This window comes from Streptomyces sp. NPDC023838 (assembly GCF_040639555.1).
Classification (GTDB): Bacteria; Actinomycetota; Actinomycetes; order Streptomycetales; family Streptomycetaceae; genus Streptomyces.
This window is the reverse complement of sequence record NZ_JBFAAD010000005.1, coordinates 297,469-313,622: the sequence shown is the minus strand read 5'-3', so window position 1 is coordinate 313,622 and position 16,154 is coordinate 297,469. Positions and strand designations below refer to the sequence as shown.

Genomic DNA, 16,154 nt, shown 5'->3' with positions numbered 1-16,154 from the left:
AGAGCTCCGGAACCGCCGTTGGGTCCCCGACCCTCAACACCGATCCGACGGCGGTTCCGGTTCACCGGGAAGGGGCGGCACCCTGTGCGGGGGTGCCGCCCCTTCCGCATGCCCGTGCGCCGTTCCGCTTCTTGTTCCGGCGCGGGGCCGCAGATGTTTCCTGGGTGTGCGTCCGCTTAATTCCTGTTGAAGTGCGGACATTTAACGGACCCTTGGTCCTAAATGCAGAGTGCGGTTCACGGATCCCCATCCGCGAACCGCACTCTGTCATCCCCGCCGGGCACGGAGCCGCCACCATGCCGACCGCCGCCAGACGAAGCAAAGCCCCCCACGGTCCTCACAACGTCTTTCCGGTTGGCCCGGTGTCGTGCCCGACGTCGTACAGCTTTTCGGTACGCACGGGCTGCTCGCGATGCCTTTCAAGTGTGGCTGAAAGGCCGGTGGTCACGGCCTGTGACGGTAGGCATACTCAGGGGCGGGACGATTGCGGATGCAACACGATGCAACACGTTGCAACATTCGAGACAGGTGGAGATTCGGTGCTGCGTATTCATTTCACTGGCGTGGACCTGGCCCGGGTGCGCATGGCACCTGGTCCGGACGCGCTGTGGGAAACGATTCTCAGCTTTCATCGATTAAGAGACCGTCGGGGCGCCCTCGTCTTCGGTGAATGGCGAACGGAAACGCGTACCCGGTTGAACGGTGAAACACGTCTGCTCTCCGCAGTGGTGCCTGGCCGCGGCTATTTTCCCGACTTTCTCACGCCCGCCGAAGGGCCGCACACCCTCGAGTCAGGGCTCGAGGTCGTGCGCGAGACCGGGCAGGACCGGCTGTACGACGAGCTCTCCCGGGTCGCCGGGCCCCGGGGGCTGCCCAGATGGCTGCGGGCGCTCGCCGAGGGCCGCGGCGAGCCGCTGGATCGTCTCATGGGCGTGCTCCGCAGCTACCACCGGGCCGCCATCTCGCCGTACTGGGCGCACATCCAGGCCCGCGTCGACGCCGACCGGGCGGCCCGCGGCCGCGCGCTCCTCGACGGCGGGGCGGACGAACTCCTCGCCTCGCTCCCGCCGATGATGCGCTGGCGGGCCCCCGTCCTGGAGGCGGACTACCCGGTGGACCGGGACCTGTACCTGGAGGGCCGCGGGCTGCTGCTGCAGCCGTCGTTCTTCTGCCGCCGCACACCGGTGGCGCTCCAGGACCCGCTGCTGCCGCCGGTGCTGGTCTATCCGGTGACGCACACCCACACGCCGTACGAGCGGCAGAGCGCGGGCACCGCGCCCGGCCCCTCGCTCGGCAGGCTCGTCGGGCACACCCGCTCGGCGGTGCTCCAGTCGATAGGCCATGGCTGTACGACGAGCGAACTCGCCCGCCGGGCGGGGGTCTCGCTCGCCTCGGCGAGCCAGCACGCCGGCGTCCTGCGGGAGGCCGGTCTGCTGGTGACCCTGCGGCACGGGAGCGCGGTCCTGCACACGCTGACCCCCCTGGGGACGGCGCTGCTGCGGGGCGGCCAGCCGGTGATGGCGGAACGTTCTGCCCCGGCGACGATGTAGGGGCGTACGGCGGGCGGTTCCCGGGCAGTGGCTGGAAACAGCCGCTGCCCGGGGGCTGTCGTACGAGGGGCCGCCCCAGGGGTCACAACCCGTACCGCACCCCAGTCAGCTCCTCGGAAGCCACCCACAGGCGTTCGCCCGTGGCGTCGTCCAGGGTCCACTTCGCGCGGGCCGATCTCGCGGGGGCGCCGCGCCAGCCCTGGAGGCGGGGACCGGTGAAGGAGTCGGGGCGGACGGACGGGGCCGTGGCGGCGTACAGCGTGGGGAGCGCGCCCGCTTCGGCCGGTTGGGCCAGGACGCGGTTGCCCAGTTGGGCCAGGCGTTCGGCGGCGCGGCGGCCCTCCATGCGGGCCCCGGCCGTCTGGAGGTTGGTCGAGGCGTAGCCGGGGTGCGCGGCGGCGGCCACCACGGCCGAGCCCGCCGAGGGCAGTTGGCGGGCCAGTTCGTGGATGAAGAGGAGGTTGGCCGTCTTCGAGCGGGCGTACGCGATCCAACGGCGATAGCGGCGCTCGCTGTTGAGGTCGGACAGGTCGATGTTGGCGAGGGCGTGCAGCCCGCTGGAGACCGAGACCACCCGCGCCGCCGGGGCCGCCCGCAGCCGGGACAGGAGCAGGCCCGTGAGCGCGAAGTGGCCCAGGTGGTTCACCCCGAACTGCCGCTCGAAGCCGTCCGCCGTCCTGCCGTACGGCAGCGCCATCACGCCCGCGTTGTTGATCAGCAGGTCCAGAGCGGAGTGCTCATACCTATCCGCGAACGTTCTTATCGAGGACAGGTCCGCCAGGTCCAGCGGCCGGAACTCCACGCTCGCCCCGTACACCTGCCGGTTGATCAGCGCCTCCGCCTCCTTGCCCCGCGCCTCGCTGCGGCAGGCCAGGATCACGTGCGCGCCCTTGCGGGCGAGTTCGCGTGCCGTGACGAGCCCGATGCCGCTGTTCGCCCCGGTGACCACCGCCGTACGGCCGTTCTGGTCGGGGATGTCCCTCGCGCTCCAGCCCTGAGTCATGCGGCCACCGTACCGTCCGGTAGGTCTGGGCAGCAGGGGGCTGCCGGACAGGCCCTACGCCGCCGCGCCGCCGTCGATCACCAGGTCCGTGCCCACTGCCGACGCCGCGTCGTCCGCGGCCAGATAGAGGACCGCCGCCGCGATCTCGGCGGTGGTCGAGACCCGGCCCAGCGGCGAGTCCCCCTTCATCCGCACCGCGCGCTCGGCCTCCGTCTCGCCCGCGCGCAGCGACATCGTGGTCGCGGAGGCGCCGGGGCTCACCGCGTTGATGCGGATGCCGTCCTGGATGTGGTCGAGGGCGGCGGCCCGGGTCAGCGCGGAGACCGCCGCCTTGGTGGTGAGGTAGCCGGCCGCGCCCGGGATCCGCTTGTGGGCGCCGAGGTTGGAGCCGATGTTGACGATCGCGCCGCCGTGCTCCTGGGTGCGCATCTGGGCGACCTCGGCCCGGAGGGCGAGGAAGACGCCGGTGAGGTTGGTGTCCAGCATGGCCTGCCAGTCCTCGGGCGCCAGGTCGGCCAGGGCCGCGCCGCCCCGGCCGCGCAGCACCCCGGCGTTGTTGACGGCGACGTCGAGCGAGCCGAACCGGGCGACGGCCGCCGCCACCAGGGCGCGTACGTCGTCCGCGCGGGAGACATCGGCGGTGAACGCCGCCGCCACCCCGCCCGCCTCCTCGATCAGCGCCACGGTCTCGTCGAGGGACGCCGCGGTACGACCGGCCACGGCCACCCGGCCCCCCTCGGCCGCGAACGCCAGCGCGACGGCCCGGCCTATGCCGGATCCGGCGCCGGTGACGAGAACGGTCCTGCCCGTGAAGCGAGTCGACGTAGACATTTTTTTGACCAATCGTTCTATTATTAGGGAAGGAGGAAGGGCGCCGCGTGCGGCGCCCCAGAAGTGGCTTCTTCAGTCCAGCAGTGTCAGCGCCGCCTCGGCCGCCTCGCGTACCCGCGCCGGTTCGTCGGTCGCCCTGCCCATCACCCGCATGCCCTGCATGAGCACCAGGAACAGCCGGGCCAGCGAGCGCGGATCGCGCTCGGGCGGCAGCTCGCCCTGGGCCCCGGCCCGTACGAGCGCGGAGTGCAGCAGCGTCTCCAGACGCTCCCAGGCCTGCTCGACCCGACGGGCCGCGGGGGCGTCGCGCGCGCCCACCTCGGCGGCGGTGTTGGTGATGAAACAGCCGGTCAGGCGGGTTTCCGTGGCGCTCGACTCGTCGGCGAAGCGGCGGACGACCGTGCGCACCGCGGGCAGCGCGGGGCCGGGTTCCGACAGCTCCTGGAACAGCAGCGCGCTGTACGTCTCGTCGTACCGGTCGAGCGCCTTCAGATACAGCTCGTGCTTGTTGCCGAAGGTCGCGTAGATGCTGGCGCGGCCGATGCCGAGGTGGTCGACGAGGTCCGCCATCGACGTCGCCTCGTAACCGCGCTCCCAGAACAGTTCCAGGGCTGACTGGAGCGCGGCGTCCGGATCGAATTCCTTGGTTCTGGCCACGAGGAGGAGAGTACGGCTATCTGGAACGGCCGGTCAAGATGATCGGGCGCGTCCGAGTGTTACTGCGCCTCCGTCAAGTACGCCTGTACCGACACGTCTTCGTCGTCCAGGCACCGGCCCGTCTCCAGGTCGAAGCGCTGCTTGAGCAGCGGCGAGGCGACGAACGCCCGGCCCTGAGCCGAGCCGAGCAGCCCGCGCGACATGACGTACGCGCCGGTGAACGGGTCGCGGTTGTCGATCGCGTACGCGCGTCCCGTGCGGTCGGTGAAGACCGCCGCCTGGCGTCCGTCGGGCAGCAGCGCGGCGACCCCCCGGCCCGGGATGAGCCGTGCGCGCTCGCAGACCGCGAACCAGCCGTCGTCCAGCAGGAGTTGAATGTTCTCGCTCATCGTGCGGCCACCTCCAGGGCCAGTACGGGCAGTTCGGGCTTGATCTGGCCGCGCTCGGGCACGAACCGGACCGTGGGGTCGGGCGTGCCGGGCGCGTTGACGAAGGAGACGAACCGGGCGAGGCGCTCGGGGTCCTCGACCGTCTCGGCCCACTCGTCGCGGTATGCGGAGACATGGCCGGCCATCAGCGCCTCCAGCTCGTCGCAGATGCCGAGCGAGTCGTCGACCACCACGTCCTTGACGTGCTGGAGGCCGCCCTCGATCCGCTCCAGCCACACCGACGTGCGCTCCAGGCGGTCGGCGGTGCGGATGTAGAACATGAGGAACCTGTCGATCAGGCGGACGAGTTCGTCGTCGGTGAGGTCCTGGGCCAGCAGGTCCGCGTGGCGCGGGGTCGCGCCGCCGTTGCCGCCCACGTACAGGTTCCAGCCGTTGGCCGTGGCGATCACCCCGAAGTCCTTGGACTGGGCCTCCGCGCACTCGCGGGCGCACCCCGAGACCGCCGCCTTCAGCTTGTGCGGGGAGCGCAGGCCCCGGTAGCGCAGCTCCAGGTCGATCGCCATCTTGACCGAGTCCTGCACTCCGTAGCGGCACCAGGTCTGCCCCACACAGGACTTCACCGTGCGCAGCGACTTGCCGTACGCGTGGCCGGACTCGAACCCGGCGGCCACCAGCCGTGCCCAGATCACCGGGAGCTGGTCGACGCGCGCGCCGAAGAGGTCGATGCGCTGGCCGCCGGTGATCTTCGTGTAGAGGCTGTAGTCGCGGGCGATCTCGCCGATGACGATCAGCTTCTCGGGGGTGATCTCGCCGCCGGGGATGCGCGGCACGATCGAGTACGACCCGTTGCGCTGGATGTTGGCGAGGAAGTGGTCGTTGGTGTCCTGGAGCGCGGCCTGCTCGCCGTCGAGGATGTGGCCGTTGCCCAGGCTCGCCAGGATGGAGGCGACGGCGGGCTTGCAGATCTCGCAGCCGTCGCCGCCGCGCGCGGCCGGGCGCCCGTGCTCGTCCAGGAGCTGCTGGTACGAGCCGATCCGCAGCGCGAGCGCGATCTCGTACAGCTCCTGGCGGGTCTGGGCGAAGCAGTCGCACAGGCCGCCGTCGCCGGTCTTCGGCAGCAGCTTCTCGATGGTCTTGAGGCAACTGCCGCAGCCCGTACCGGCCCTGGTGCACTTCTTGACCTCGGGCAGCGAGCCGAGCGGGGTGATCGCGCCCTTGGTGACGTTGTGGCAGGAGCAGATCACCGCGTCGTCGGGCAGCGCCTCCGGGCCCAGCGCCACGGGCGCGCCGAGGCCGGCGGGGAGCACCAGCTGCTCGGGCGGGATCGGCGGGATGTGGCCGGTGAGCGGGCGCAGCGTGCCGTACATCTCGGCGTCGCCCACCAGGACGCCGCCGAGCAGGGTGCCGTCGGGGGAGACGACCAGCTTCTTGTAGATGCCCGAGCGCGCGTCGGTGTAGACGACGTCGAGGCTGTCCTCGGTGGTGCCGTGCGCGTCCCCGAAGGAAGCAACGTCCACGCCGAGCAGCTTCAGCTTGGTCGACATGTCGGCGCCGGTGAAGGACTTCTCGGGCTGCTCCTCGCCGCTCGCGAGGGCGTCGGCGACCGCGACGGCCATCTCGTATCCGGGCGCGACCAGGCCGTACACCTTTCCGTCGCAGGCCAGGGCGCACTCGCCGATCGCGTAGACGGCCGGGTCGGAGGTGCGGCACCGCTCGTCGACCACGATGCCGCCGCGCTCGCCCACCGTCAGACCGCAGTCGCGGGCCAGCTGGTCGCGCGGGCGCACCCCGGCCGAGAAGACGACCAGGTCGGTGTCGAGACGGGAGCCGTCCGACAGGAGCATGCCGTCCACGGCACCCTCACCGGTGATCTCCTGGGTGCCGACGCCGGTGTGGACCGACAGGCCCATGTTCTCGATGGTGCGCAGGAGCGCCGCGCCGCCGCCGTCGTCGACCTGGGCGGGCATCAGCCGGGGCGCGAACTCCACGATGTGCGTGGCCAGCCCCAGCCCCTGGAGCGCGCCCGCCGCCTCCAGGCCGAGCAGCCCGCCGCCGACCACCGCGCCGGTGGTCGCCGTGGCGGCGTACTCCTCGATGGCGAGCAGGTCCTCGATGGTCCGGTAGACGAAACAGCCCGCCAGGTCCTTGCCGGGCACCGGCGGCACGAACGGGTACGAGCCGGTGGCGAGCACCAGGACGTCGTACGCGAAGACGCGCCCGGAGTGCGCGGTGACCGTGCGGGCGGCCCGGTCCACGCTCCGCGCGGCATCGCCCAGGTGCAGCTCGATGCCGTACTTCTCGATGAACCCGTCCTCCACCATGGAGAGTTCGTCGGGGGTGGTGCCCGAGAAGTACGAGGTGAGGTGGACCCGGTCGTAGGCGGGGCGGGGTTCCTCACCGAGCACCACGACGCGGGCGTGGTCGGTGACCCCCTTCTCGGCCAGGGCTTCCAGGAATCGCTGGCCGACCATGCCGTGGCCGACCACGACGATCGTGCGGGCTGCGGCCGAGGGTGCGGGTGTGGTCATGTCGGAACCCTCCGTCGTGGGTGAGCGGGTGCGGCGGGGGCGGGGTGTCCGAACCCATGACCGCAGCCTGCAAGGCCGCTGTTTCCCGATCGGATCTGACCGGTTTCCCGGGCGCAACGGCCCGCTCAGCCCCACGACGGGGTCCCTGTGAGTGTTCTGCGGACGCGGCGGGGGCGGCGGTGAGCCGCCGCACGCGTAAGCCCCCTCGACGGGGGGCTTACGCCGTGCCGGTCAGGTGGGCGAAGACCACCACGTTGCCCCGGTAGCCCGACTTCTCGGTGAAGCCGCCGCCGCAGGTGATCACGCGCAGCTCGGGGCGCCGGGCCGGGCCGTACACGCGCCGGTCGGGGAAGGCGTCGTTCGGATACACCTCGACGGCGTCGACGGTGAAGACGGCCGTGCGCCGGTCCGCGCGAGCCACCTCGATGTGGCTGCCCTTCTTCAGCGCGCCCAGCGCGTAGAAGACGGCGGGCCCGCGCGCGTCGTCGACGTGCCCGGCCATCACGGCCGTGCCGTCGGCCCCCGGCGCCGTGCCGTCCTTGTACCAGCCGGCCGATCCACCGCGACCCGGCGGCGGCACGTTCAGGGAGCCGTCCGGGGCGAGGCCGAGCCGCATCACCGGCGCGTCCACCCGGATCGCCGGGATCCGGATGCGTACGGGCTCGGAGGGCGGCAGGGCCGCTCCCGCGAGGGCGCCGCCGGTACGGGCTTCACCTACGCGCGCGTGGGGCGAGCCGGTGCCGCCCGCCGGGGCGCTGCTCGGCACGCCGGTGAACGCCTCCGCGCGCGTGGGCTGCGGCGGCTCGGCCGTCTCCGTGCCCTGCCGCAGCAGCCAGACCCCGACGCACGCGGCGACGCACAACAGCCAGCCGTTGCGCCGCCGCGCGGCCTGGGCGTCCCGCAGCGACTGGGCCGAGCGCGCCGACAAGAGCCGTCAGCCCCGGTCCTGCGGGCCGCTCGCGCGGCGGCGCAGCAGCAGACCGCCGGTGACGGCGGTGACGGCCAGGACGGCCGCCCCGGCCGCGATCTCGGTCCGGTTGGAGGTGGCCGCGCTGCCGCCGAGGCCGGACTTCACATGGCCCTTGGGCTCGTTGTGCTCGCCCGTCGGATGGTGCTCGCCCGTGGGGTGGTGCTCGCCCCAGTCCCGGCCGGTGTTCTCGCCGCCGCCCGAGATCGTGAGATCACCTCGGGCGGACTTGCCGTTGTCGCAGGTCACGGTGATCTCGAAGCTCCCGGACCGAGCGGTGTGGGGCACGGTGAACTGCCCGGCGAGCACGTCCTTGTGGGTGGAGACGCTGAGCGGGAACTCCCCGTCGCCCACCGCCCGCGCGTCCCCGGTGGCATGGCCGTCGTGGCCGCACGCGGTCGTGTTCACGGTGACCGTGGTGCCCGGCGCGGCCGTCGAGGGCCAGACCTCCAGGCCCGCCCCGCCGAAGTCGTTGGCGTACGCGGGTGCGCCGCCGAGGCCCAGCAGGGCGGCCGCGAGCGCGGAACCGGTCAGCAGGCGGGCAGTACGCATGGGTCCTCCGGGGAGCGGGACGCTTTCCTTCTCCCTACGAGGTAAGTGGCCCGCGCGGACGCCCGCCTCCCGGCAGGGGGCGAAAGGGTGACGGCGGCCGAGCCCGCCGCCCCGCGCCCGCTCAGATCGCGTCCCAGGGCACCTCCGCGTACAGCCGCCAGACCGTCTCCATCAGCTCGGCGTCCACGGCGAACGCGGTGTCGTCGATCCGGGCCACCGGTGCGATCCCCTGCGAGTTGGTGACGAAGGCCGCCCGGTACGCGCCGAGCCCGGCCAGCGTGACCGGGCGGCGGACCGTGGCGGTGCCGTACCCCGGCAGCCGCGACTCGACCAGCGCCATCGTCGTGCCCAGCAGTGCGGGCCGGTCCGGCCACACCACAGAACTCCCGTCCCAGAAAGCGATGTTGGTGACCGCGCCCTCGGCGATCTCCCCGCCGGGACCGGTCAGGAGCGCCTCCGTGCGGCCCTCGCGGGCGGCGAGCCGGCGGTAGTAGGCCTGGCCGAAACCGCCCAGGTGCTTGAGGTGGGCGACCGGCCGCTCGTACGGCACCGAGAGCAGGTGCTGCGGCTCCGGCGACAGCTCCAGCGGCGGCCGTACGGTCACCATCACGGCCGGGTCCTCGTCCGGCCCGTAGACATGGACGCGCACCGCCGCGTCCTCGGTGCCGGCCGCCCCGAGGGCCTGCCGGATCAGTGCGCGGACCCGCTCGCCGTCGAGGCCGGGGCCGAACAGCTCGCGGGTCGCCGTGTCGAGCCGCGCGAGGTGCAGGGCGAGGCCGCGCACTGCCCCGCCGCGGACCTGCATCGCGGTGAAATGGCCGTACGAGCCGGTCAGAGCGGGGATGCGCAGATTCTCGGCGTCGGCGGGACGGCCGTTGATCTCGGCATAGGGAGTCGTCATGGGCCCACCGTAATAGGGGTTGACCTGAAGCTAGCTTGAGGTGTGAGGCTCCTCGGCATGGACATCACCACCGCTCCCGTCACGGAGCCCACCGCCACCGCTTCCGCCGCCCCGCTCCGCCTCGCCGTCATCCTCGGCTCCGACCGCGAGGGCCGCTTCGGGCCGGTCGTCGGCCAGTGGCTGCTCGCCCGGCTGCGCGAGCGCGACGACTTCCAGGTCGAGCTGATCGACCTGGCCGAAACCGCCCTGCCGACCTCGATCTCGTACGACCCGACGCCGCCCGTCAAGGCGCTCCTCGACACCGTCACGCCCAAGCTTGCGGAGGCCGACGCCTTCCTCGTCCTCACCCCCGAGTACAACCACTCCTTCCCGGCCTCGATCAAGAACCTCGTCGACTGGCACTACGAGCAATGGCGGGCCAAGCCGGTCGGCTTCGTCTCGTACGGCGGGATGTCGGGCGGTCTGCGGGCCGTCGAGCACCTGCGGCTGGTCTTCGCCGAGCTGCACGCCGTCACGGTGCGGGACACGGTCAGCTTCCACCACGCGCGCGGCCTGTTCGAGCCCGACGGCGAGCTGCGCGAGCCCACCGAGCCGGAGGCGGCCGCCAAGCGCCTCCTCGACCAGCTCGGCTGGTGGGGGCGGACGCTGCGGGACGCCAAGGAGACCCGCCCGTACGCCGCTTGAGCCACGGCGTACGGACGGGAAAGGGGGTGCCGGGTCAGCCGACGGCGACCGCCGACCAGGCCGCGGCGACCGCGTTCTGCTCCGCGCTGCCGCTGCCGTACAGGTCCTTCGCCGCGTTGAGGGTCGCCGTGCGGGCGGCCGCGTAGTTGGTGGAGGACGTCATGTAGACGGTCAGGGCCCGGTACCAGATCTTGCCGACCTTGTCGTGGCCGATGCCGGAGACCGTGGAGCCGTTGCAGGTGGGGCTGTTGTACGAGACGCCGTTGATGACCTTGGCGCCGCTGCCCTCGGAGAGCAGATAGGCGAAGTGGTTCGCCACTCCGGAGGAGTAGTGGACGTCGAGGTTGCCGACGCCCGAGTACCAGCAGTCCGCCGACTTGGTGTCGGTCGAGGGCTTGTCCATGAAGCGCAGCGCGGGCTTGCCGAAGCCGGGCTTCACGATCTTCTCGCCGATGAGGTAGTCGCCCTGGTCGCTCGCGTTGGCCGCGTACCACTCGACCATGGTGCCCATGATGTCGCTGGTGGCCTCGTTGAGGCCGCCGGACTCACCGGAGTAGGTGAGCGCCGCCGTCTTGGACGTGACGCCGTGCGACATCTCGTGCCCGGCGACATCGAGGGCGACGAGTGGCCCGAAGATGGTGCCGTCGCCGTCGCCGTACGTCATGCAGAAGCAGCTGTCGTCCCAGAAGGCGTTGTTGTAGTTGCTGCCGTAGTGGACGCGGTTGTACGAGCCCTTCCCGTCACCGGCGATGCCGTTGCGGCCGTGGACGTTCTTGTAGTAGTCCCAGGTCGTGTTGGTGCCGTACTGGGCGTCGACGGCGGCCGTGGCGCGGTCCGTGTTGGCGCCGGTGCCCCAGTGGTTGTCGGCGTCGGTGAACAGGACGGCGGGCGCCCGGACGAAGCAGATGCCGAAGAAGCACAGGTCCGTCTTGTTCTGGGCGTCACCGGTGTAGGTGTTGCCGCGGGTGGGGTCCTTGAGCTGGTACGAGGACCCGGACAGCGTGGTCTCCAGGTGCACGGCCCCGCTGTACAGCGACGTGCCGTCGCCGGCCGCGGTCTCGATGGAGTCCCAGGCGTCGATGCGGGCGCCGGTGCGGGCGTCGGTGAGGACCACGCGCGCGACGGGGTTGCCCAGCGAGTCGCGGGCGGCGGTCTGGGTGCGCCAGGCCAGCCTGGGCGCGCCGTGCAGCGCGTCGACGACGAGCGCGGGCTTGGCGGTCAGCCCCGTCAGCCCCTGGTGGGCCGCGCGCAGCTCGGCGGAGGCGAGCCCGGCGGCGCGGGGCGCGGAGACGGCGGGGGTGATGCTGGGCACGGCGAGGTCGTTGGCCACCGCCCGGTCGGCGCCGCGATAGGCCCCTCCGGGGGAGAGGTGGACCACGAAGTCGCCGCCGAGCACGGGCAGTCCGCGGTACGTGCGGTCGTAGCGCACGTGCCGGCTGCCGTCCGGGTCCACGACCACGTCCCGTACGGAGGTGCCCTGGGCGGCCGTCACGGCGAGCGCGGCCGCGTGCGCGGCGACGGCGCGGTCGGCGTCGTGGACGGCGGCGTCACGGGCCGGGGCTGTGGGGGCCGTGGGGGCGGTGGCGGCCTGCGGCCGGGGTTCGGCCACGGCGGAGGCGGGTGCGAGCGCGGCGGCGAGCATGGCGCCGGCCGCGACGGCTGTCCCGGCGGTGGTGAGGCGCGATGCGTTCCGTGTCGGTCTCATCGGGCTCCTCGGTCATGGGGGGTCGGCTCGGGTAAAGCTGATGCCGCATCAGTTTTAGGGGTACATGACAGGTGGTGTCCATAGCGACAGCGCCGCGCCGGGCCGGAACCGGTGCGATTCGGCTGCGGGTTGGTGGGTGGCTGGTCGCGCAGTTCTTCGCGGCCCTTAGGGGGTTGGGTTGCGCCCGCTCGGGGCCGAGCAGCCGTCCCGGGCCACTTGTCAGGGGCGCGGGGAACTGCGCGACAAGCCCCCACCGGCCCGCAGGCGAACCCCGGGCCAAAAATGTGGCCCCCACCGGCCCGCAGGCGAACCCCAGGCCAAAAGGGGGCGCGGCCCCCACCGGCCCGCAGGCGAACCCCGGGCCAAAAAGGTAGCGCGGCCCGAGGCTGAGGGATCCGGGACACTGGGTGACAGCCGCACCGCACGCCGAGGGAGAGCGCCTGTGACACCGGTCGAATACCTGGCCGTACTGACGACGACCGACAGCCGCGCCAAGGCCGACGCCCTGGCCCGCGGCGCGGTCGAAGCCCGTCTCGCCGCCTGCGCCCAGATCACCGGCCCGGTGACCTCCGTCTACCGCTGGCAGGGCGCGGTCGAGACCGCCGAGGAGTGGCAGGTCCTGTTCAAGACCACCGCCGCGCGGTACGAGGACCTGGAGCGCCAGCTGCTCGCCGCCCACGACTACGACACCCCGGAGATCATCGCGACCCCCGTGGTGCGCGGCGGCGCCGGGTATCTGGCCTGGCTCGCCCAGGAGACGACGCCATGACGGCGGCGGACACGCCGCACGGCCCCGCCCCCGACGACGCCGGGGCCCGGCTCCCGTTCTTCGTCTACGGCACCCTGCGCCCCGGCGAGCGCTACCACCTGCGCCTGCTGACCGGCCGCACCGCCTCCGAGGCGCCCGCGCGGCTGCCGGGGGCGGTGCTGTACGAGGGGCCCGGCTATCCGTATGCGACGGAAGGCGACGGCGTCGTCACCGGCGCGCTGATCGCGCCGCTCCCCGAGGCGTACGGCCAAGTCCTGCGGGTGCTCGACCAGTTGGAGGAGTGCTACGGGCCGGGGAACCCCCGCAACCTGTACGACCGGGTGGCGCGGACCGTCGAGCTGCCCGGCGGGGGCACCGCCCGCGCCTGGGTCTATCTGGCGGCGGCCCCGCTCGCCCGGGAGCTGCGGGAGTACGGCACACCGCTGCCCGGCGGCGACTGGCTCAGCGCCCGTCCGCCAGCGCCCGCGCGACCCCGCTCTCCTTCGGCCCGAGGAAACGTGGATCGGGCTTGAAGGCGGCGTCCAGGACGGCCTTGCCCGCCGCGAACACCTCGCGGGTGGAGCCGTAGTACCAGGTCGTGTCGTGCACGGCGTCGACCGCGACCCCGTACGAGTCGACCCCGGCGGCCTCGCACAGCGCGACGGCCCGCCGGATGTGGAAGCCCTGGCTGACCAGGACCGCGCGCTCCACGCCGAAGATCTTCCTGGCCCGTACACAGGAGTCCCAGGTGTCGAACCCGGCGAAGTCGCTGACCACCCGCCGGTCCGGCACCCCGTGCTTGACCAGGTACGCGCGCATCGCGTCCGGCTCGTCGTACTCGGCCCGCCCGTTGTCCCCGGTCACCAGGACCGCCCTGACCTTGCCGGCCCGGTACAGCTCGACCGCCGCGTCGAGGCGGTGCGCCAGGTACGGCGACGGCTCGCCGTCCCACAGCCCGGCCCCGAACACCACCGCGACCCCGGACGCGGGCGCCTGCGCCACGGTGCCGACCTTGCCGTCGGCCGCCGCGAACATCCACGCGGCGGGCGTCAGCGCCAGGGTGCACAGCGCCGCGAGCGCCTGCACGGCCCGGCGCTGCCCCTTGCGGGTGCGCGGCAGCCCGATCCGTACGCGCGTGCGCGGCAGGCGCATGAGGTTCCCCCTGGTTTCGACGGTGTTCGAATGATCGGACGCAGGGGGGAGGCGGACGGTTCTGCCCCGCCGCCCCGGGCGGGCCCCGCGATCCCACCGTTCGCGCCGCCCCCGTGAGGCGGCGGAAAACACTCGTCACCACGGCGCAACGACATGGCAATGTGAGCCCGGCAGGATCGGTCCATGACGGAGATGGAGCCGGAGACGCAGTCGCAGTTCTTGTCCGCCCGCCAGTCGCTGCCGTTCGACAGCACGGCCGAACTCGTCACCCGCATCGCCGCCCAACTGGGCAGCCAGCTCAGCCACGTCCGACTGAACGGGAGCCGCAAGCCGATGCCCACGACCGCCCGGCCGGCCCCCGCCCGGCCCGCCCTGGTCGCCGTCGCCCACGGCAGCCGCGACCCCCGGGCCCTGCGCACCGTCACCGCCCTGCTCGACCTGGTCCGCGAGCTGCGCCCCGGGCTCGACGTCCGGCTCGGCCACATCGAGATCGACGAGCCCGCGCTGCCCGCCACGCTCGCGGAGCTCGGCGCGGGCCGCGCCGTCCTCGTACCGCTGCTGCTGAGCCGCGGCTACCACGTCAAGCAGGACATCCCGGCCGCTGTCGCCGACGCGCCCCGGCTGCGCGGCCGTGTCGCGCGGCCGCTCGGCCCGCACCCGCTGCTCGTCGAGGCGCTGTACGAGCGGCTCGTCGAGGCCGGGTGGAGTGACGGCCCACGCGCGCGTGGCGCCGGGGGAGTGGTGCTCGCCGGGGCCGGGTCGCGCGACCCCGAGTCGGCCGCCGACACCCGCCGCACCGCCGCGATGCTCAGCGAACGCCTCGGCGGCGTACCGGTGATACCCGCCTACGCCTCGGCCGCCGCACCCACCGTCCCCGAGGCGCTGCGGGCGCTCGCCGCGCGCGGGCGCCACCAGGTCGCGATCGCGTCGTACTTCACCGCGCCCGGCCGGTTCGCCACCCAGAGCGCCGCCCACGCGCGCGGTGTCGCGGCGGCCCCGCTCGGCGCGCACCCGGCCGTCGCCCGCCTCGTCCTGCACCGGTACGACCAGGCGCTCGCCGCGGCCCCGTTCGCCGCCCAGCCCCGCGAACTCGCCACGGCCTGATCCCCGGCCCGCTCCGGTTGTCAGTGGTTCCGTTTACTGTCGGTGCATGGAAGGCATCGCAGGACACCCCGGGTACGACCCGTCCGACGTCGAGCGGTGGGCGGCCGAGCCCGACAAACGGCCGGGCCGCACCGCCTTCCAGCGCGACCGCGCGCGCGTGCTGCACTCCGGAGCGCTGCGCCGTCTGGCGGGCAAGACGCAGGTCGTGACGCCCGGCGTGATGGGCCAGCTGTGGGACGCGAGCCCGCGCACCCGGCTCACCCACTCCCTGGAGTGCGCCCAGGTCGGCCGCGAGCTCGGCGCCGCCCTCGGCTGCGACCCCGACCTCGTCGAGGCGGCCTGCCTCGCACACGACATGGGCCACCCGCCCTTCGGGCACAACGGCGAGCACGCGCTCAACGACTTCGCCGAGGACTGCGGCGGCTTCGAGGGCAACGCGCAGTCGCTGCGCCTGCTGACCCGGCTGGAGCCCAAGCGCTTCGTGCGCGGCGAGAGCGCCGGCGAACCCGTCAGCGTCGGCCTCAACCTCACCCGGGCCGCCCTGGACGCGGCCACCAAGTACCCCTGGGCGCGCGGCGGCCACCCCACCGACCCGCGGTCCGTGAAGTTCGGGGTCTACGAGGACGACCTGCCGGTCTTCGACTGGGTGCGCCAGGGTGCCGAGCCCCACCGCAAGTGCTTCGAGGCCCAGGTCATGGACTGGTCGGACGACGTGGCGTACTCGGTCCACGACTTCGAGGACGGCCTGCACGCCGGCCACATCGACCCCAACCTGCTCTTCTCCGAGCCCGAGCGCGAGGACATCTGGCGCGTGGCGATCGGGCGGTACGTGCCGGCGGACACCGCGCCCCAGGAGCTCGCGGACGCGCTGGACCGGCTGATCGACGAGGAGTGGTGGCCGCACGGGTACGACGGCTCGGCGATCGCCCAGGCCCGCCTCAAGGACGCCACCAGCGAGCTCATCGGCCGGTTCTGCCTGGCGGCCGAGGGCGCGACCCGGGGCCGCTGGGGCACGGGCCGGCTGAGCAGGTACGGGGCGGAGCTGGTCGTGCCGCGCGCGACGCGCAACGAGTGCGCGGTGCTCAAGGCGGTGGCCGACCGCTATGTGATGCAGCGCGACGAGCAGGAGCGGCTCCGCGCCGACCAGCGCGTCGTTCTGGCCGAACTGGCCGAAGCGCTCACCGCGCGCGCCCCGGCGGAGGGGCTCGACCCGCAGTTCCGCGCGCTCTTCGCCGCCGCCGACGACGACCGCGCCCGCAAACGGGTCATCGTCGACCAGATCGCGTCCCTGACCGACGCGGCGGCCCTGTCCCTGCACGCCAGACTCACCGCCCGGCACCGCTGAGACGGCACAGGGCCCTTTCCCGTACGTATGACGCCGCG

At 73.0% G+C, this 16,154-nt stretch carries 16 protein-coding genes; 6 read left to right on the top strand and 10 right to left on the bottom strand.

What is annotated here, in order from left to right:
- Positions 1 to 539: 539 nt before the first annotated feature.
- Entirely contained in the window at positions 540 to 1,550 is a 1,011-nt protein-coding gene (locus tag AB0G17_RS09280) for a winged helix-turn-helix domain-containing protein (RefSeq protein WP_361377970.1), read from the top strand.
- Between the two features lie 82 nt (positions 1,551 to 1,632).
- On the opposite strand, the gene AB0G17_RS09275 is transcribed toward AB0G17_RS09280, so the two are convergent.
- The 8 genes from AB0G17_RS09275 to AB0G17_RS09240 all read right to left on the bottom strand — a co-directional run bounded on the left by AB0G17_RS09275 (position 1,633) and on the right by AB0G17_RS09240 (position 9,378).
- Complete coding sequence (locus AB0G17_RS09275; protein WP_361377967.1) at positions 1,633 to 2,553, bottom strand: oxidoreductase; 921 nt, start codon at positions 2,551 to 2,553, stop codon at positions 1,633 to 1,635.
- Between the two features lie 54 nt (positions 2,554 to 2,607).
- Positions 2,608 to 3,384, bottom strand: coding sequence for an SDR family oxidoreductase (locus tag AB0G17_RS09270; protein WP_361377964.1), 777 nt, complete (start codon positions 3,382 to 3,384; stop codon positions 2,608 to 2,610).
- Positions 3,385 to 3,456: 72 nt separating this feature from the next.
- Positions 3,457 to 4,041, bottom strand: coding sequence for a TetR family transcriptional regulator (locus AB0G17_RS09265; RefSeq protein WP_361377961.1), 585 nt, complete (start codon positions 4,039 to 4,041; stop codon positions 3,457 to 3,459).
- Between the two features lie 59 nt (positions 4,042 to 4,100).
- Positions 4,101 to 4,430: a nitrite reductase small subunit NirD gene (gene nirD, locus AB0G17_RS09260; protein WP_361377958.1), complete on the bottom strand. Its 330-nt coding sequence runs from the start codon at positions 4,428 to 4,430 to the stop codon at positions 4,101 to 4,103.
- Complete coding sequence (gene nirB / locus AB0G17_RS09255; RefSeq protein WP_361377955.1) at positions 4,427 to 6,958, bottom strand: nitrite reductase large subunit NirB; 2,532 nt, start codon at positions 6,956 to 6,958, stop codon at positions 4,427 to 4,429. Before nirB ends, nirD begins: the two co-directional genes overlap by 4 nt.
- A 217-nt stretch (positions 6,959 to 7,175) precedes the next feature.
- A complete protein-coding gene (locus tag AB0G17_RS09250) occupies positions 7,176 to 7,862 on the bottom strand; it encodes a class F sortase (protein WP_361378085.1) in 687 nt (228 codons plus the stop codon).
- Positions 7,863 to 7,892: 30 nt separating this feature from the next.
- Positions 7,893 to 8,477 (bottom strand): hypothetical protein, encoded by a 585-nt coding sequence (locus AB0G17_RS09245; RefSeq protein WP_361377952.1) that lies wholly within the window; start codon positions 8,475 to 8,477, stop codon positions 7,893 to 7,895.
- 121 nt (positions 8,478 to 8,598) lie between these two features.
- Positions 8,599 to 9,378 carry an aminotransferase class IV gene (locus AB0G17_RS09240; RefSeq protein ID WP_361377949.1) on the bottom strand — a complete coding sequence of 260 codons (780 nt, stop codon included), beginning with the start codon at positions 9,376 to 9,378 and terminating at the stop codon, positions 8,599 to 8,601.
- Positions 9,379 to 9,435: 57 nt separating this feature from the next.
- Here AB0G17_RS09240 and AB0G17_RS09235 point away from each other — a divergent pair, with 57 nt between their 5' ends.
- Entirely contained in the window at positions 9,436 to 10,062 is a 627-nt protein-coding gene (locus tag AB0G17_RS09235; RefSeq protein ID WP_361377946.1) for an NAD(P)H-dependent oxidoreductase, read from the top strand.
- Positions 10,063 to 10,096: 34 nt separating this feature from the next.
- Here AB0G17_RS09235 and AB0G17_RS09230 read toward each other — a convergent pair whose 3' ends face one another.
- Positions 10,097 to 11,767, bottom strand: a complete 1,671-nt coding sequence (locus AB0G17_RS09230) for a M4 family metallopeptidase (RefSeq protein ID WP_361377943.1) — start codon at positions 11,765 to 11,767, stop codon at positions 10,097 to 10,099.
- 442 nt (positions 11,768 to 12,209) lie between these two features.
- Here AB0G17_RS09230 and cutA point away from each other — a divergent pair, with 442 nt between their 5' ends.
- The gene (gene cutA, locus AB0G17_RS09225; RefSeq protein ID WP_361377940.1) at positions 12,210 to 12,536 is read left to right on the top strand and encodes a divalent-cation tolerance protein CutA; all 327 of its coding nucleotides are present in this window, start codon (positions 12,210 to 12,212) and stop codon (positions 12,534 to 12,536) included.
- Positions 12,533 to 13,048: a gamma-glutamylcyclotransferase family protein gene (locus tag AB0G17_RS09220; RefSeq protein WP_361377937.1), complete on the top strand. Its 516-nt coding sequence runs from the start codon at positions 12,533 to 12,535 to the stop codon at positions 13,046 to 13,048. Before cutA ends, AB0G17_RS09220 begins: the two co-directional genes overlap by 4 nt.
- Here the strand turns inward: AB0G17_RS09220 and AB0G17_RS09215 are convergent.
- Positions 12,978 to 13,667 (bottom strand): ElyC/SanA/YdcF family protein, encoded by a 690-nt coding sequence (locus tag AB0G17_RS09215; protein ID WP_361377934.1) that lies wholly within the window; start codon positions 13,665 to 13,667, stop codon positions 12,978 to 12,980. The genes AB0G17_RS09220 and AB0G17_RS09215 overlap by 71 nt on opposite strands.
- 183 nt (positions 13,668 to 13,850) lie before the next feature.
- On the opposite strand from AB0G17_RS09215, the gene AB0G17_RS09210 reads away from it, so the two are divergent.
- Positions 13,851 to 14,771, top strand: a complete 921-nt coding sequence (locus AB0G17_RS09210) for a sirohydrochlorin chelatase (protein ID WP_361377931.1) — start codon at positions 13,851 to 13,853, stop codon at positions 14,769 to 14,771.
- Positions 14,772 to 14,817: 46 nt separating this feature from the next.
- Positions 14,818 to 16,116 (top strand): deoxyguanosinetriphosphate triphosphohydrolase, encoded by a 1,299-nt coding sequence (locus AB0G17_RS09205; protein ID WP_361377928.1) that lies wholly within the window; start codon positions 14,818 to 14,820, stop codon positions 16,114 to 16,116.
- The last annotated feature ends 38 nt before the right edge of the window (positions 16,117 to 16,154 follow it).

Bases quoted from the DNA above. Each gene is read 5' to 3' on its own strand.
- nirD (WP_361377958.1), bottom strand. From the start codon at position 4,430: ATGAGCGAGAACATTCAACTCCTGCTGGACGACGGCTGGTTCGCGGTC.
- AB0G17_RS09240 (WP_361377949.1), bottom strand. From the start codon at position 9,378: ATGACGACTCCCTATGCCGAGATCAACGGCCGTCCCGCCGACGCCGAG.
- AB0G17_RS09205 (WP_361377928.1), top strand. From the start codon at position 14,818: ATGGAAGGCATCGCAGGACACCCCGGGTACGACCCGTCCGACGTCGAG.
- AB0G17_RS09235 (WP_361377946.1), top strand. From the start codon at position 9,436: ATGGACATCACCACCGCTCCCGTCACGGAGCCCACCGCCACCGCTTCC.
- AB0G17_RS09210 (WP_361377931.1), top strand. From the start codon at position 13,851: ATGACGGAGATGGAGCCGGAGACGCAGTCGCAGTTCTTGTCCGCCCGC.
- AB0G17_RS09275 (WP_361377967.1), bottom strand. From the start codon at position 2,553: ATGACTCAGGGCTGGAGCGCGAGGGACATCCCCGACCAGAACGGCCGT.
- AB0G17_RS09230 (WP_361377943.1), bottom strand. From the start codon at position 11,767: ATGAGACCGACACGGAACGCATCGCGCCTCACCACCGCCGGGACAGCC.
- AB0G17_RS09215 (WP_361377934.1), bottom strand. From the start codon at position 13,667: ATGCGCCTGCCGCGCACGCGCGTACGGATCGGGCTGCCGCGCACCCGC.
- AB0G17_RS09220 (WP_361377937.1), top strand. From the start codon at position 12,533: ATGACGGCGGCGGACACGCCGCACGGCCCCGCCCCCGACGACGCCGGG.
- AB0G17_RS09270 (WP_361377964.1), bottom strand. From the start codon at position 3,384: ATGTCTACGTCGACTCGCTTCACGGGCAGGACCGTTCTCGTCACCGGC.
- nirB (WP_361377955.1), bottom strand. From the start codon at position 6,958: ATGACCACACCCGCACCCTCGGCCGCAGCCCGCACGATCGTCGTGGTC.
- AB0G17_RS09245 (WP_361377952.1), bottom strand. From the start codon at position 8,477: ATGCGTACTGCCCGCCTGCTGACCGGTTCCGCGCTCGCGGCCGCCCTG.